Source organism: Actinoallomurus acaciae, assembly GCF_042429965.1.
Lineage (GTDB): Bacteria > Actinomycetota > Actinomycetes > Streptosporangiales > Streptosporangiaceae > Actinoallomurus > Actinoallomurus acaciae.
In genome coordinates, this window is record NZ_JBHLZP010000205.1 from 773 (window position 1) to 14,332 (window position 13,560).

General features: G+C 72.0%; 12 protein-coding genes and 2 pseudogenes. 2 read left to right on the plus strand and 12 right to left on the minus strand.

Translation table 11 applies throughout. The features are described from left to right. Positions 1-1,201: amidohydrolase (locus tag ACFFNX_RS25220; protein WP_378207079.1), on the plus strand; the 1,201-nt coding region annotated here is incomplete at its 5' end. Then, positions 1,198-3,090 carry an FAD/NAD(P)-binding protein gene (locus ACFFNX_RS25225; RefSeq protein ID WP_378207082.1) on the plus strand — a complete coding sequence of 631 codons (1,893 nt, stop codon included), beginning with the start codon at positions 1,198-1,200 and terminating at the stop codon, positions 3,088-3,090. The genes ACFFNX_RS25220 and ACFFNX_RS25225, both read left to right, overlap by 4 nt. A gap of 12 nt (positions 3,091-3,102) precedes the next feature. On the opposite strand, the gene ACFFNX_RS25230 is transcribed toward ACFFNX_RS25225, so the two are convergent. The 12 genes and pseudogenes from ACFFNX_RS25230 to ACFFNX_RS25285 form a co-directional block, all read right to left on the minus strand. After that, a complete protein-coding gene (locus tag ACFFNX_RS25230; protein ID WP_378207085.1) occupies positions 3,103-4,377 on the minus strand; it encodes an SGNH/GDSL hydrolase family protein in 1,275 nt (424 codons plus the stop codon). A gap of 240 nt (positions 4,378-4,617) precedes the next feature. Further along, on the minus strand, positions 4,618-4,749 hold the full coding sequence (locus ACFFNX_RS25235) for a hypothetical protein (RefSeq protein WP_378207088.1): 132 nt from the start codon (positions 4,747-4,749) through the stop codon (positions 4,618-4,620). Positions 4,750-4,805: 56 nt separating this feature from the next. Next, positions 4,806-6,311: an MFS transporter gene (locus ACFFNX_RS25240; protein WP_378207091.1), complete on the minus strand. Its 1,506-nt coding sequence runs from the start codon at positions 6,309-6,311 to the stop codon at positions 4,806-4,808. 259 nt (positions 6,312-6,570) lie between these two features. Beyond that, positions 6,571-6,976: pseudogene (locus ACFFNX_RS25245) on the minus strand (transposase). A 24-nt stretch (positions 6,977-7,000) separates the two neighbouring features. Next, on the minus strand, positions 7,001-8,440 hold the full coding sequence (locus ACFFNX_RS25250; protein ID WP_378207094.1) for a sodium:solute symporter family protein: 1,440 nt from the start codon (positions 8,438-8,440) through the stop codon (positions 7,001-7,003). After that, positions 8,437-8,643, minus strand: a complete 207-nt coding sequence (locus ACFFNX_RS25255; protein WP_378207096.1) for a hypothetical protein — start codon at positions 8,641-8,643, stop codon at positions 8,437-8,439. The genes ACFFNX_RS25250 and ACFFNX_RS25255 overlap by 4 nt, the downstream gene beginning before the upstream one ends. A gap of 26 nt (positions 8,644-8,669) precedes the next feature. Continuing rightward, the gene (locus ACFFNX_RS25260; RefSeq protein ID WP_378207099.1) at positions 8,670-9,884 is read right to left on the minus strand and encodes a M20 metallopeptidase family protein; all 1,215 of its coding nucleotides are present in this window, start codon (positions 9,882-9,884) and stop codon (positions 8,670-8,672) included. A gap of 217 nt (positions 9,885-10,101) precedes the next feature. After that, the gene (locus ACFFNX_RS25265; protein WP_378207102.1) at positions 10,102-10,392 is read right to left on the minus strand and encodes a hypothetical protein; all 291 of its coding nucleotides are present in this window, start codon (positions 10,390-10,392) and stop codon (positions 10,102-10,104) included. Between the two features lie 26 nt (positions 10,393-10,418). Further along, positions 10,419-10,880, minus strand: a pseudogene (locus tag ACFFNX_RS25270) (ROK family protein); the annotation flags it as partial. Between the two features lie 296 nt (positions 10,881-11,176). Then, a complete protein-coding gene (locus ACFFNX_RS25275; RefSeq protein WP_378207105.1) occupies positions 11,177-11,998 on the minus strand; it encodes an IclR family transcriptional regulator domain-containing protein in 822 nt (273 codons plus the stop codon). 49 nt (positions 11,999-12,047) lie between these two features. Next, positions 12,048-12,821, minus strand: coding sequence for an SDR family NAD(P)-dependent oxidoreductase (locus ACFFNX_RS25280; protein WP_378207108.1), 774 nt, complete (start codon positions 12,819-12,821; stop codon positions 12,048-12,050). A 7-nt stretch (positions 12,822-12,828) separates the two neighbouring features. Next, positions 12,829-13,560 (minus strand): SDR family NAD(P)-dependent oxidoreductase (locus tag ACFFNX_RS25285; RefSeq protein ID WP_378207112.1); only part of this gene is annotated, 732 nt, incomplete at its 5' end.

The following is a 13,560-nucleotide window of genomic DNA, read 5'->3' on the forward strand; positions in this document are numbered from 1 at the left end:
GTACCGCGACCTGCACCGTAACCCCGAGCCCCCGTTCGGCGAGGTACGGACGGCCGGGATCGCCGCCACGCGGCTGCGCCGGGCCGGTTTCGAGGTCGCCACCGGTATCGGAGGCACCGGCGTCGCCGGCGTCCTGCGCAGCGGAGAGGGGCCGACCGTGCTGCTGCGCGCGGACATGGACGCGCTGCCCCTGGCCGAGCGGACCGGCCTTCCGTACGCCAGCACGGCGACCGTCGACGACGCGCACGGCGAGCGGACGCCGCTGATGCACGCCTGCGGGCACGACATGCACGTGGCCTGCCTGACCGGCGCGGCGGACCTGCTCGCGGCCGGGCGCGAGCACTGGCGCGGCACGGTGCTCGCGGTGTTCCAGCCCGCCGAGGAGATCGCGGCCGGCGCGCGGGCCATGCTGGAAGACGGCCTGTACGAGCGCTTCGGAGCGCCGGACATCGCGCTGGGCCAGCACGTCTTCCCGTATCCGGCGGGCACGCTGCTGCACTGTCCCGGGCAGGTGCTCGGCGCGACCGAGACCCTGGAGGTACGGCTGCACGGCAAGGGGGCGCACGGTTCTCAGCCGGAGCGCGGCATCGATCCGGTGGTGCTGGCCGCGGCCGTGGTCATGCGGCTCCAGACGATCGTGTCGCGTGAGGTGGCCCCGGCCGAGCGCGCGGTGGTCACGGTGTCCCGGCTGCGCGCCGGTCACGCGGAGAACACCATCCCCGACGAGGCCACCATGACGCTGAACATCCGCGCGTTCTCCCCGGAGGTCATGCGCGGGGGGCTGGCCGCCGTCGAGCGCGTCGTGCGGGCCGAGGCCGCCGCCACGGGAGTGCCCCGCCCGCCGGAGCTGCGTACTCTCAGCTCCTTCCCGGCCACGTACAACGACCCCGCCGCCACGGAGCGGCTCGTCGAGGCGTTCACCGGCCGGTTCGGCGCCGGGCGGGTCGCCGATCTCGCGCCGATGATGGGCAGTGAGGACTTCGGGCTGTTCGGCTCGGCCGCCGGTGTGCCCTCGGTGTTCTGGGGGCTCGGCGCCGCCGGCCCGGACCACCCCGCCGACGGCGAGGTGCCCGGCAACCACTCGCCGCTCTTCGCCCCCGCCATCGAGCCGACCCTGTCCACCGGCGTCGAGGCCCTCGTCACCGCCGCCCGTACCTTCCTGCGCACTCCGCCGGACGGGGCGGCGGGCGCCCGGCCATGACCACGGCGATCTGCGTGGTCGGCGGCGGCCCGCGCGGCACGTCGGTGGTGGAACGCATCACGGCGAACGCGCCACGGCTGGCGCCACACGAACGGCTCGACGTGCATCTGGTTGACCCGTACCCGCCGGGCGGGGGACACGTGTGGCAGGCCGACCAGCCCGGCGACCTGCTGATGAACACCGTCAGCGCGGACGCGACGCTGTTCACCGACGACAGCGTGCGCTGCGCGGGCCCGGTGGTGCCCGGCCCCAGCCTGTACGAGTGGGCGCGCGCCGTCGCGCGGGACGACCCGGATCCCGCCGTACGCGCCGAGGCCGTCCGGATGCGGCCGTGGTCGCACCCGAGCCGCCGGTTCCACGGCCGGTACCTCGGCTGGGTCTTCGAGCGGGTCGTCTCACGTTCATCCGGCCGGGTCCGCGTCCGGCGGCACCGGACCCGGGCCGTCGCGATCAGCGAACTGGCCGGCGGGCGCCAGCGCGTCACGCTGGAGGACGGCTCCGGCCCCCTGACCGTCGACAGTGTGGTCCTGACCCTCGGCCACACCGACCGGGAGCTCGACCCGGCACAGCGTGTCCTCGCCGACTTCGCCGCCCGGCACGGCCTGTTCTACGGTCCGCCGGCCAACCCGCTCGACGCGGATCCAGCGGCCGTTCCGGCCGGCACACCGCTGCTGGTCCGAGGGCTGGGCATGAACTTCTTCGACCACATGTCCCTGTTCACCGTGGGACGCGGCGGCCGGTTCGTCCGCGACGGCGACCGGCTGCGGTACCGGCCGTCCGGCGGCGAACCGGTGCTGTACGCCGGCTCGCGACGGGGCGTGCCGTACCGGGCCCGGGGCGACTACGGCGCGATGCCGCCCACCTTCCCGGCACGCTACTTCGATGACGCGGCGGTCGCCCGGTTGCGTTCGGCCGGCGGCGTCGACTTTCGCCGGGCCGTCTGGCCGCTGATCGCGAAGGAGACCGCGTACGTCTACTACGAGGCCCTGTCGCGGGTGCGGCCCGGCGCGTGCGTGCTGGACCCGGCCGAGGTCCGTGCCGGGTTCGACGCGCTGTCCTGGTCCGATCCGGCCCTGGCCCGGCTCCTTGAGCGTGCCTTTCCGGATCCGGCGGCCCGGCTCGACTTCTCGGCCCTGGACCGCCCGTTGGACGGCGCCACGTTCGATGACCGGGAGACGCTGCACCGTCACGTGCTGGCCGGGCTGCGGGACGACCTGGCGCAGGCCCGGGGCGCGGGCCGGAGTCCGCTCAAGATCGCGATGACCGCGCTGGGAGCCACCCGGGGCCGGGTCCGCCGGCTGGTGGCGTACGGCGGCCTGACCGGTGACTCCCACCGCCGCGACCTGGACGGCTGGTTCCGCGGTTTCGCCGCCTCCGTGGCGAGCGGACCACCGGCCGGCCGGATCGAGGAACTGCTGGCGCTGGCCGACGCCGGGCTGGTCAGGTTCGTCGGCCCGGGGATGACCGTGACCGCCGATCCGGGGCGAAGGACCTTCCGGGCGGCCTCGCCGCAGGTCGGCGGTGAGCCGGTCACGGCACCGGCCTTCCTGGAGGCGCACCTGCCATCGCCCGACCTGCGCCGCACCGTCGATCCGCTGCTCCGGCACCTGCGGGAGACCGGTGCCTGCCGCCCGTACCGCATCCCGACGCCCGGGGGACCGGCCTATGAGACCGGCGGTCTGGAGGTCACGGAGAGCCCGTTCCACGTCGTCGCCGCCGACGGACGCCCTCACCCGCGCCGTTTCGCGCTGGGCGTTCCCCTCGAATCCGTGCACTGGGGAACCGCGATCGGCGCGATCCCCCGGTCGAACGCCGCGATGCTGCTCCAGACCGACGCGGTGGCCCGTGCCGCGATCCTGGCCGGTGACGTCGTGCCGGAGCCGGTCTGAAGCGTCGTGGTCTCAGGAGTCGGCGCCGACGCGGTGTGTCAACGTCCGCAGGTCGATCGTGTCCGCCATCGCCTGATAGGCCGCGGCGTTGGGGTGCAGGTGGTCGCCGCTGTCGAACTCGGCCCGCAGGACGTCGGTCTGCGCCGGGTCCCGAACGACCGAGTCGAAGTCGAGCACCGTGTCGAACGTGCCGGACGTTCGGATCCAGGTGTTGACGAGCTGCCGTTGTTCTTCGACCTGGGCGCCGCACACGGGGTAGCCGCCGCACGGGGTGATCGTCGCCCCGATCACCGGCAGACGCGCCGCGTGGACGCGGTCGGCCACCTGCCGCAGTCCGGCGATCAGCTGCGTCGCCGGCACCGCGCTCGCGGTCAGGTCGTTCACCCCCTCGAAGACGATGACGGCCGATACCCCGGGCTGGGCCAGGACGTCCGCGTCGAGCCGGCGCAGCGCGGCGACCCCGAAGTACGGTGGCTGGCGGTCGAGGGTCACCTCGTTGCCGCCGATACCCGCGTTGACGACGGACGCCCGGCGTCCAGGCGGAGCGTCGTCGATCCGGCGGGCCAGGTCATCGGTCCACCTCGTGTTGCTGTCGAGGGCCGTTCCCGTGCCATCGGTGATGGAGTCGCCCAGCGCGACGACCGCCCCGTTGCGCGGTGAGGCGAGCACGTCGACGCCGTCCAGGAAGTACCACGACGTCACCTGCGTCGTGAAGGCGTCACCTGACGGGTCGCCCGCGTGGTCGCCCGCCGCGACATAGGACGTGGTGTGGGCAGCGCTGTGCCAGCTGGCCGGTCCGGTCGGGCCGGGGGTGTGCAGGCTGACGGCCAGGTTCTCCTGGGGGCCGACCGCCAGGCGCACGGCGTCACTGGCGACGTCGGCGCCGGCGGGTATGGTCACCGCCGGCCGCCCGCCGAACGTGATCCGGACGCCGTGACCGAGCGCGGCGCCGTCGGCGATCCCCACCGCCACGTCGTCGAAGGTCACCGGACGGTCGCCATAGCGGTTGGTCAGCCGGACCCGCAGCATCCATCCGCCGGCACTCGTGTGGACGACGTTCCGCACCGTCTGGTCGTTCAACCCGGTGGCCGACAGCCCCGTCGCGGCGGCCGCCGTCGGGCTCGCCGTCCATGTCGCCGTCCAGCGGGTACCGGCGTTGTCGTGAGCCGGCATCGAGTGGGCCGTTCTCTGGCCCGGCAGCGTCAGCAGCAGCGCGCCGAGCCCGCCGATCAGGACCCGGCGGCCGGAGCGACCGCGCAGTGACGCGCGGGTGATGGGACTGGGCATGACCAGTCTCCTTTCTCCATTGATGTCCACATGCCGACCTGAGCCGGATCGACGCGACCGCCGATCCTGGAAAGGAACTGGTGAACGCCCTCCGTATCGACCGGTGCAGACCGGCCGATCAGCCGGGTCCGGGCAGGGCCCTGGCCTTCCGACAGCGCTGTACGCCAGAAATATGTTGGAGTGAAATGCAAATCAAGATGTCTGGCCGTATCCGGGCAGTCCTGGGTCGTGTCTCCTGGATCAGGTGATGGGGTTGCGGAGCCAGATCCGGATTGAGCCGACGTCGATGGCGCCTTGGTAGACACGTTCTTTTTTGTCGTATCTGGCGGCGACGGCGCGGAAGGGCCATGGCGTGCAGATTTCGTTGATCACCGTACGGTGATGGGCCCATCGGCCACCACGCCGGGGCGGGGCCGAGGGCGGCAAGGTCACAGCGGCGCGGCGGCCTGCGGGGTCGAGACGGCTCGGTGGGCGGCTGCGGCGCCGGCCATCGACAGCACCGCGCAGGCGAACAGCGTGACCGTGAGCGCGTGTGCGGAGATCTGGGCGGAACCGCTCTTGGCCAGCGTCAGGTAGCAGCCTCCGAGCGCCGCGACGCCCAGGGCTCCGCAGAGCTGGGCATTGGTGCTGATGACGCCGGAAAGGTCGGTGGCGTAGCGGCCGGGCAGTGCGGAGGCCATCCCGCCGATGAGCGCGTTGGAACCGATTCCCAGCCCCAGCCCGCCCACGCCGAGCAGCACGAACAGCACCGGACCGGTGCGGTGGCCGGCGAGGAGACAGCCCCAGAGCGAGGTGTAGGCCGCGGTCAGGATCAGGCACCCCAGGACGGGTGCCGTCTTTCTGCCCCTGCTCGGGAACCGGGCCAGCAAGGGACCTGCGAAGCCGAACGCGGTGACCCAGGAGACCATCGCCAGGCCCGCGTACGCCGGCCCGTGTCCCAGACCGTCCTGAAGATAGTTCGCCAGGACGAACAGCAGCGCGAAGTAGGTCATGGTGATGGCGCCGTGCGCGAGCAGGGACCAGCGCACGGCCCGGTTCCGGACCACTTCCCCGGCTATCAGCGGGCGCCCGCCCAGCGCGGAACGACGGCGCTGGCCGTGCCAGAACACGGCGAACATCGGCACGCTCGCCCCGAGGCACCCCCACGTCCAGGCCGGCCATCCCTCGTCCGTGCCGAGCAGCAGCGGCACGATGAGCAGCAGGACGGCCGTCGACAGAGCCAGCATTCCCCGTACGTCGAGTTCCCGCGCCTCACGCGCCCGGGCATCGCCGGGGACGAAACGCGTCGCGGCGGCGATGAGGACCAGCCCGGCCGGGACATTGATGAGGAAGATCGGACGCCAGCCGGTGCCGAGGATGTCGGCCGCGATGAGTACGCCGCCGAGGCACTGTCCGGCCACGGCGCCCGCGGACAGCGCCACCGCGTAACAGCCCAACGCCGTGTCACGCGACCGGCCGGTGAAGTACAGCTGGATACCGCTGAGCACCTGAGGGACCATCAGGGCGGCTCCGGCACCCTGTACGACCCGGGCAACGATCAACACCAGCGGCCCCGGCGCCAGGGCGCAGGCGAGCGAGGCCGCGGTGAAGATGGACAACCCCAGGGTGAGGATCCGCCGATGGCCGTGCGTCGCCCCCAGCCGGGCCCCCGTCACGAGCAGCACCGCGTAGGCGACCACATAGCCGGAGACGACGAGACCGCTCTCCCCGCCGGAGGCGCCGAGGTCGGCCTTCAGGGACGGCGCGGCGATATTGGCGATGGCGGTGTCCAGGTTCGCCATGAACTGACTGGCCAGCAGGACCGCCAGGAGCCGATTCCGCCGGACCGGCGGCGGAGAGGGCTCTGCGGCGTCGCGCCGGGGCAGGCCCGGCTCCACCGGTGTTCCACGACTCTTCGCGCGAGAGCGCTCGGCCCGCATGCCAGATCGCGTCATCAATGAGACCGTGCCCCCCGTGGATACCGTCTTGCCCGAACCGCCGCTGGACACCGACCGGCACGCCGACAGCGGCACCGCCATCAACCCTGCAGGGAGACCCGGCCCCGCGCTGGCAGAGATCCGACGTGAAGGCACCGGCTCCGTGGGCTAGGGCCGGTCTCAAGGTCCCCGTTCGGCACGGCTTCGTGGGGTGGGGGCGACCCAGCGCGGCAAGGCGTCGCCTGGGCGCCGCGCAGCCGGACTTTGAGACAGGCCCTCAAAGCCAGATGAGCAGGGTGGCCAGGTCGATCATGCCTTGGTAGGGCTGGGCGGTCTTGTCAAACCGGGTGGCGATGGCGCGGTATTGCCTGAGGCGGGCGAAGCAGCGTTCGACCACGTTGCCTCGAGGCGGGTGGCCGGCCGCTGCGTGAGCCACGGCGCAGGCGGCCGGTCTGCTGGTCGCCTCGTTCAGGGACGGTCGCAGCGATGCCGCGGCGGCGCAGATCGGGCAGATCCCGCCATGCCACACCGGTCTTGGCCTTGAACGACATTCCATTGATCACCCGCCGGTCATCCACCCGCGGACGACCGGCAGCACCCGACGGGGGCAGCAACGACTCGATCACCTGCCACTGCTCATCACTCAGCTCATGCCTACGCACCACAAACCAAGACCAAACCAACACAGCCCACTTTGAGGACACGTTCTAGGCGCGCCCCGGGGCCTCGTGTGAGAGTTCGGCCGACCTGCCGCCGAGTGTGCGTTCCAGTGCCGCGCCGGCGGCGACCACGATGACGTTCGGTACGAGTCCGATCAGTCCCACGTTGACGTGGCCCTGGTAGACGTCGCTGAAGGTCAGCCAGATCACGACCGCCTCGCCGACCAGCAGTCCGGCGAGCACCGGCCACAGGCCCACGATCTTGCGTGCGAACAGCGCCAGGACGATCGCCGGGATCAGCTGGTTGAGGCCCGAGTAGGTCAGCAGTAGCAGGTTGGCCAGGAGATCCGGGCGTACGAGTGCGGTGATCAGCGCGAAGCCGGTGACGACGACGACCGACGCCTGGTTCACCGCGATCTGGCTGCGGGCGCTTCGGGTACCGACGAGATTACGGGCGATCAGCGTGGACATCCCGACGATGAGGCCGGCCGCCGGCACCATCGCGGTCGCGGCCGTCGCCACCACCACGACGCCGACGAACCAGCCGGGGAACGCCTGGCCGGCGAGCGTCAGCAGCACGCCGTTGCTGCCGGAGCTCTTCGGCAAGGCGAGGATTCCGGTGAATCCGATGATCATCGGGAGTGCCAGGGCGATCGAGTACACCGGCAGGAACACATAGTTGCGGCGTACGGCCTTGGGCGACCTCGCCGAGAGCAGCGCCGGCCACTGGTGGGGGAGCGTCATGAACAGGACGCCGATGGTCGAGGACACCATGCTGCTGAAGAACCAGGCGGTGTCGTTCTCACCCGCGTGCACCTTGAGCATGTCCGGGTGGGCGGCCAGGATCTTGTCGAACGTCGGGCCGATGCCGCCGGCGAAGTGCGCCGGGATGGTGACCAGGAGGACCAGCAGCACGACGAGCATCAGGGCGTCCTTGAAGTACGAGGTCGTCGCGACGCCGCGGATGCCCGCCCAGAGGACGAACGCCACCACGAGCACGAACGCGATGACCATGCTGACATCGCTCGAGGTCTTGTCGCCGGTGGCCAGCTGGACGGCCAGGCCGAGGCCGGTGATCTGCAGCTGGAGATAGGGGATCAGGAAGACCACGCCGCACAGCGCGGCGAGCCGCCCGAACAGCCGCGAGCCGTAGTGGTCGGTGAGGAAGTCGGCCTGGGTGAGGTGACCGCGGTCACGCGCCCGCCGCCAGATGACCGGGCCGAGGAAGTACAGGCCGGCGTACGCGAGCGGAACGTACGGCAGCGCGTACAGGGCGGCGGCTCCACCGGTGAAGGCCAGGCCGGCCATGCCGAGGAACGTGAACGTCGTGAAGACCTCTCCGGCCTGGAGGAACCACATCGTCATGGCGCCGAAGCCACGACCGGCCACCGTCCATTCGGACAGGTCGCCGGTGCTGCGGCGGCCGACGAAGCCGAGGACGGCGATCGAGACGATGCCGACGAGCGTGACGACCAGGGTCGTGGTCATGAGTCCTCCCCGGTCTCGTTCTCGTCCGGGCGGGTGAACTCGATGAGGGCCAGGACCAGGGTGAGGCCGAGAACCCAGGCGGCCGTCCAGACCATGATCGAGGGCAGGCCGAGCCACAGGGAGGCGGTGTTGACGAAGGGCAGCCAGACCGTCGCGACCAGTGCCACGACGACCACGCCGAGCAGGATCAGCTTTACGCGCATGGGGCTCCTTCCCTGGAGGGTTGCGCTCACGAGGGTTCCGACGCGTCCCGCCGCAGTGCGCGAATCGCCAGCTGGGCGTGGAGGAGGGCGCCGTCGGGCAGCACGGCGTCGTCGAACGCCGCGCGCGGGCTGTGGTTGTCGGGCCCGTCGCACCGGTCACCGGTGTGCGCGCCGAGGAAGAGGTAGCACCCGGGGACGGAGTCGAGCACACGGGAGAAGTCCTCGGCACCGGTGATCGGGTTCGGCATGTGCGCGTAGCGCCGGTCGCCGAAGACGTCGCCGACGACGCCCGCCGCGAACTCCGCGTGCCGGGCGTCGTTGACGGTGACCGGGTACTCGTCCTTGTAGCGGACGTCCACCCCCAGGCCGTACGCGGCGCCGACCTGGCGGCACAGGGCGGGCGCCTCCTCGCGGATCCGCTCCCGCGCGGCTGCCGAGAACGTACGGATGGTGGCCTCGAAGGTGGCCTCGTCGGGAATGATGTTGTACCGGGTCCCGGCGTGCAGGGAACCGACGGTGATGACGACCGGGTCGAAGACGTCGAAGCGGCGCGTCACCAGCGTCTGCAGGGCGGTCACCATCTCGGCGGCTCCGGTCACCGGGTCACGGCCGAGATGCGGCGCCGAGCCGTGTCCGCCGACACCGCGGACGGTGACGAAGAGGGCGTCGCTCGCCGCCATGAGCGGGCCGGGCCGGGTGGCGAACGTCCCGCGCGGGATGCGAGACGACATCACGTGCATCCCGTACGCCGAGGAGACTCGCGGGCCCGCTGTGTCGAGGACCCCCTCCTCGATCATCGCGCCCGCGCCGTCCCATCCCTCCTCACCCGGCTGGAACATGAAGACCACGTCGCCGGAGAGGTCGGCGCGGTGCGCGGCGAGCAGCCGCGCCGCTCCCACGAGCATCGCGGTGTGCAGGTCGTGGCCGCAGGCGTGCATGGCGCCGGGGATCCTGCTGGCGTAGCCGACCTCGGCCACCTCGGTCACCGGGAGGGCGTCCATGTCGCCGCGGAGGAGCACGGCCGGGCCGGGGCGGCCGCCGCGCAGCACGGCGGTCACCGAGGACAGGCGCGAACCGGTGGTGATCTCCAAGCCGAGCCCGTCGATCGCCTCCAGCACGCTCTGCTGGGTGAGGGGAAGATCGAGCCCGATCTCGGGATGCTCGTGCAGCCGGTGCCTGAGCCGCACCAGGTCCGGGGCGAGGGCTTGTGCGTCGTCGTGCAACCGATCATCGAGGGGCATACGCGACTCCTGTGCTCGTCACTGGGGGACGGCGAGCCGGGTCGCAGGAGCCGCCGGCGGCGGCGGAGGCCACGGGCGATCGCTCCGAGTGGCGGCATGCGACCTCGGCTGCGCTGGTCGAGGCACGGCGCGGCCGCCCGGGGTAAGCGTCCTGTCATTGAGTCACCTCATCGACAACGCCGGCACGTACCCCGATCACTCGATTTGATCACTCGATTCAACCCATAACAATGAATTCTCCACACCGATTCTGAATTCGGGGATGGTCGAGCGACTCGATCGTCCGGGTGGCGAGGTAGTGCTCGAACGTCGCCTCCGTGGGCCGGCGGAGTCGGGCGGTGAGCAGGTCGCCCGGCCCGCCGTTGGGCAGCGTGCCGCGAACGCGGTCGTCGATCTTCCACGGCGGCAGCCCGTTCCGATCCGGGTGGCCGAGGTGGTCCTCCTGCTCGACCGGATAGTGCCAGCCGGGCAGGTCGGGAGCATCGAAGCCGAATTCCGCGGCCTGCATGCCACTTGCCGATCAGGCCGCAGATGTCACCCGTGGCGCGGAGCGCTCGCGAGAAGGTCCTCGATGTGGCCGACGTTGCGCGCGTGGCTCGCCGGGAGCTCGTGGCGGAAGGGCGCCTGACCGGCGAGCAGGCTCGCCCGCGCCGGTGTGCAGCTGGCGGTCGGGTGTGCCAGCGGCCGCTCTCCGCCAGCGCGTCCAGCACCGGCGCGATGTGGATGATCTCGTCGCCGAGCACGATCTCGCTGGGGTCGAGGGTCATCGCGGCGCGGCCGTCGGCCAGCGCAGCACCCTGTCGACGGCCGGCTCCGCCGCGCGGAGGTCGTCCAGCGTCTCGACGTGCGCACCGAGTGAACGGCGACGGGCGAGGACGGCCGGGACCGAGGCTCGACGCATCCGCGTCTGCCGCACCGGAATCGCTCGCCGCCCCTGCCCGCCACGGTGACGTGGCCGAACTCCCCGGCGAAGCCGCCCGACCCGCGCACGAGCCGACCGCCGACGACGGAAGATGAGGTTCGCTACGGAGTCGGCCGGTGAGCGGAGCGCCTCGGCGAGCCCGGCGAAACGCACGTTGTCGTCCACGGTCACGGGGGCGCCGAAACGCTCGGCGACGCCGTCCGCCGGGGATCGGTCCCCATCCGGGCACGCCGATCGCGATGGAGCGCCCCGTAGCGCACGCCCTCGCCGACGCAGAGCCGTTCGGTCCCGACGATCGTGATCGCGCCCCGGCCGATCAGGTCGCCGGTGATCTCCGAGATGGTCGTACGGGACAGCCCCGCGCGGTGGGTCAGTCGGCCCAGTTGAGCGAATGGCTCAGGCCGAGTTCGATCTCGGCGGCGGCCTCCTGCACGACCGGGACCAGCGCCCGCATCTCCTCCACCGACTTGCGTCCGATGTGGGTGGACAGGTTGATCGCCGCGCGGGCCCGTCCCATCCGGTCCCGTACGGGCACGGCGACGGCGACGAGGCCCTCTTCCAGCTCCTGGTTGACCAGGGCGTACCCCTCCTCGCGCACCTTGCGGAGCTCGGCGCGGAACTCCTTGTGGTCGGTGATGGTCCGGGGCGTGGAGGGCGTCAGCTCGTACGTGCCGAGGTAGTGCTCCAGCTCGGGCGCCGGCAGGTTGGCCAGCAGCACGCGGCCCATCGCGGTCGAGTGCGCGGGGCGGCGGGCCCCGACGTTCACCGAGATCGTCATCAGCGCCGGACCGGGCACGCGTACGACGTAGACGACGTCGCCCCGGTCGAGGATCGACCCCTCGCTGGCCTCCGACGTCTGGGCGACCAGCTTCTCCAGGGTCGGCAGCGCGATGTCGGGGAAGGACAGCGCGGACAGGTAGGAGTAGCCGAGCTCGAGGACCTGGGGCGTCAGCTCGTAGCGGTTGTTCCTGGTGTGGACGTAGCCCAGTTCGGACAGCGTCAGCAGGAAGCGGCGTACGGCGGCGCGGGTGAGGCCCGCCTCGTGGGCGATCTCCGAGACGGTCATCGACGGCCGGTCGGCGTTGAACACGCGAATGATCGCCAGGCCGCGTTCGAGCGAGCGGACGAAGTCGCGGGAGCGCTCGTCCTCGCCACCGTTGTCCAGGTCGTCGGACGGTGCGCCACGAACCACGAGATGACCTCCGGAGTGGGAATGGGCCGAGCGGCGGACCACAGAGTGGTCATCTGATGTAGGAGGCACCGTTGATGTCCAATGTGGCCCCCGTGAGACTAGGGCATTCGCCGGTGGCGAGAAAAGCGACAAGAGAGGCGACCTCGCCGGCCTCGACCAGCCGTCCCATCGCCAGTCCGTCGGCGGTCGCGCGCCGGGCCGGTTCGTCCTTTCCGGCGACGGACATCCCGGTGTCGACGACCCCCGGCGCCACGATGTGCACCCGGAGGCCCTGCCGCGCGAAGTTGCGCGCGAACGTCTGGGCCAGGTTGCGGATCGCCGCCTTGGACGCCGCGTAGGAGGAGACGTCGAGAATGCGGGAGCCCTGTTCGGCGGCCCAGCTCGACAGGACGATGATGGTGCCGGACCCGCGCGCGACGAAGTGCCGGGCCGCCTCGCGCATCAGGGCGCCCGCGCCGATGACGTTCACCTGGAGGGCGTCCTGCCAACCGGCGTCCCACAGCTCGTCCGGCCCGTCGAACGGGGTGTCGGGGATCACCGCCGCGTTGAGCACCACGACGTCGACGTCGTGGTGCCAGGCGAGCGCCGAGCGCCAGAGGCCGCGCGCGCCGGCCGGTGTGCCGAGGTCGGCCTGGAGCAGCAGCCTCCGGTCGTCCGGCAGCGCCTCGACCGCCCGTTCGGCGCCGTCGCGAAGGGTGCGGTACTGCGCGATGACGTTGGCGTCGGCGGCCGCGAGCTCCCGTGCGGTCGCCGCGCCGATGCCGCTGCTGGCCCCGGTCAGCAGTACGGTGCGGCCGGCGAGCGCGTTCTGGGCGAGGTACACGTGTCTCCTACTGGATTCCGCCGTCGACGTTGATCATCTGTCCGGTGACGCCCGACGACAGGTCGCTGGTGAGGAACGCGATCGTGTCCGCGACCTCCGCCGCGGCGGCGACCGCCCGGAGGGCGGTCGCCCGCGCGGCCTGGTCGAGCGCCTCGTCCACGTCCAGGCCGGTGGTCTCCCGGCGGCTCGCCATGCGGGAGCGCAGGGCGTCGGTGGCGATCGGGCCCGGCGCCACGGCGTTGACCCGTACCCCGTCCGGCCCGAGTGCGAGCGCCGCGGACCGCACGACGCCGAGCACCGCGTGCTTGCCGGCCGCGTACGAGGTGATGTTCGGGTCTCCCCGCCAGGAGTTCAGCGACGCCACGACCGTGACGGCCGAGCCGGTGCCGAGCAGGGGAGCCGCATGCTTGATCGTGGCGGCGACGCCGCGTGCGTTGATCGCGAGCACCCGGTCGAAGTCCGCGAGGTCCAGGTCCGCGAGGCGCTGCCACGACGGGACGACGCCGGCCGCCGCGACGACCCCGTCGATCCCCTCCAGCAGGGCCGCCGACTCGGCCAGCGCCGTACGCACGGAGTCCTCTTCGCGAACGTCGACCGCTGCCGCGTGCCAGCCCGGGGGCAGGTCGGCCGGCAGCGCGGACGGCAGGTCGAGCACGGTGCCGCGCGCGCCCATCGCGGCGAAGCGCCGGACGACGACGGCGCCGATGCCGTTGGCGCCTCCGGTGACGACCACCCGGCG

Coding starts and splice junctions, on each gene's coding strand:
- ACFFNX_RS25225 (WP_378207082.1), top strand. CDS start 1,198: ATGACCACGGCGATCTGCGTGGTCGGCGGCGGCCCGCGCGGCACGTCG.
- ACFFNX_RS25230 (WP_378207085.1), bottom strand. CDS start 4,377: ATGCCCAGTCCCATCACCCGCGCGTCACTGCGCGGTCGCTCCGGCCGC.
- ACFFNX_RS25240 (WP_378207091.1), bottom strand. CDS start 6,311: ATGACGCGATCTGGCATGCGGGCCGAGCGCTCTCGCGCGAAGAGTCGT.
- ACFFNX_RS25250 (WP_378207094.1), bottom strand. CDS start 8,440: ATGACCACGACCCTGGTCGTCACGCTCGTCGGCATCGTCTCGATCGCC.
- ACFFNX_RS25255 (WP_378207096.1), bottom strand. CDS start 8,643: ATGCGCGTAAAGCTGATCCTGCTCGGCGTGGTCGTCGTGGCACTGGTC.
- ACFFNX_RS25260 (WP_378207099.1), bottom strand. CDS start 9,884: ATGCCCCTCGATGATCGGTTGCACGACGACGCACAAGCCCTCGCCCCG.
- ACFFNX_RS25265 (WP_378207102.1), bottom strand. CDS start 10,392: ATGCAGGCCGCGGAATTCGGCTTCGATGCTCCCGACCTGCCCGGCTGG.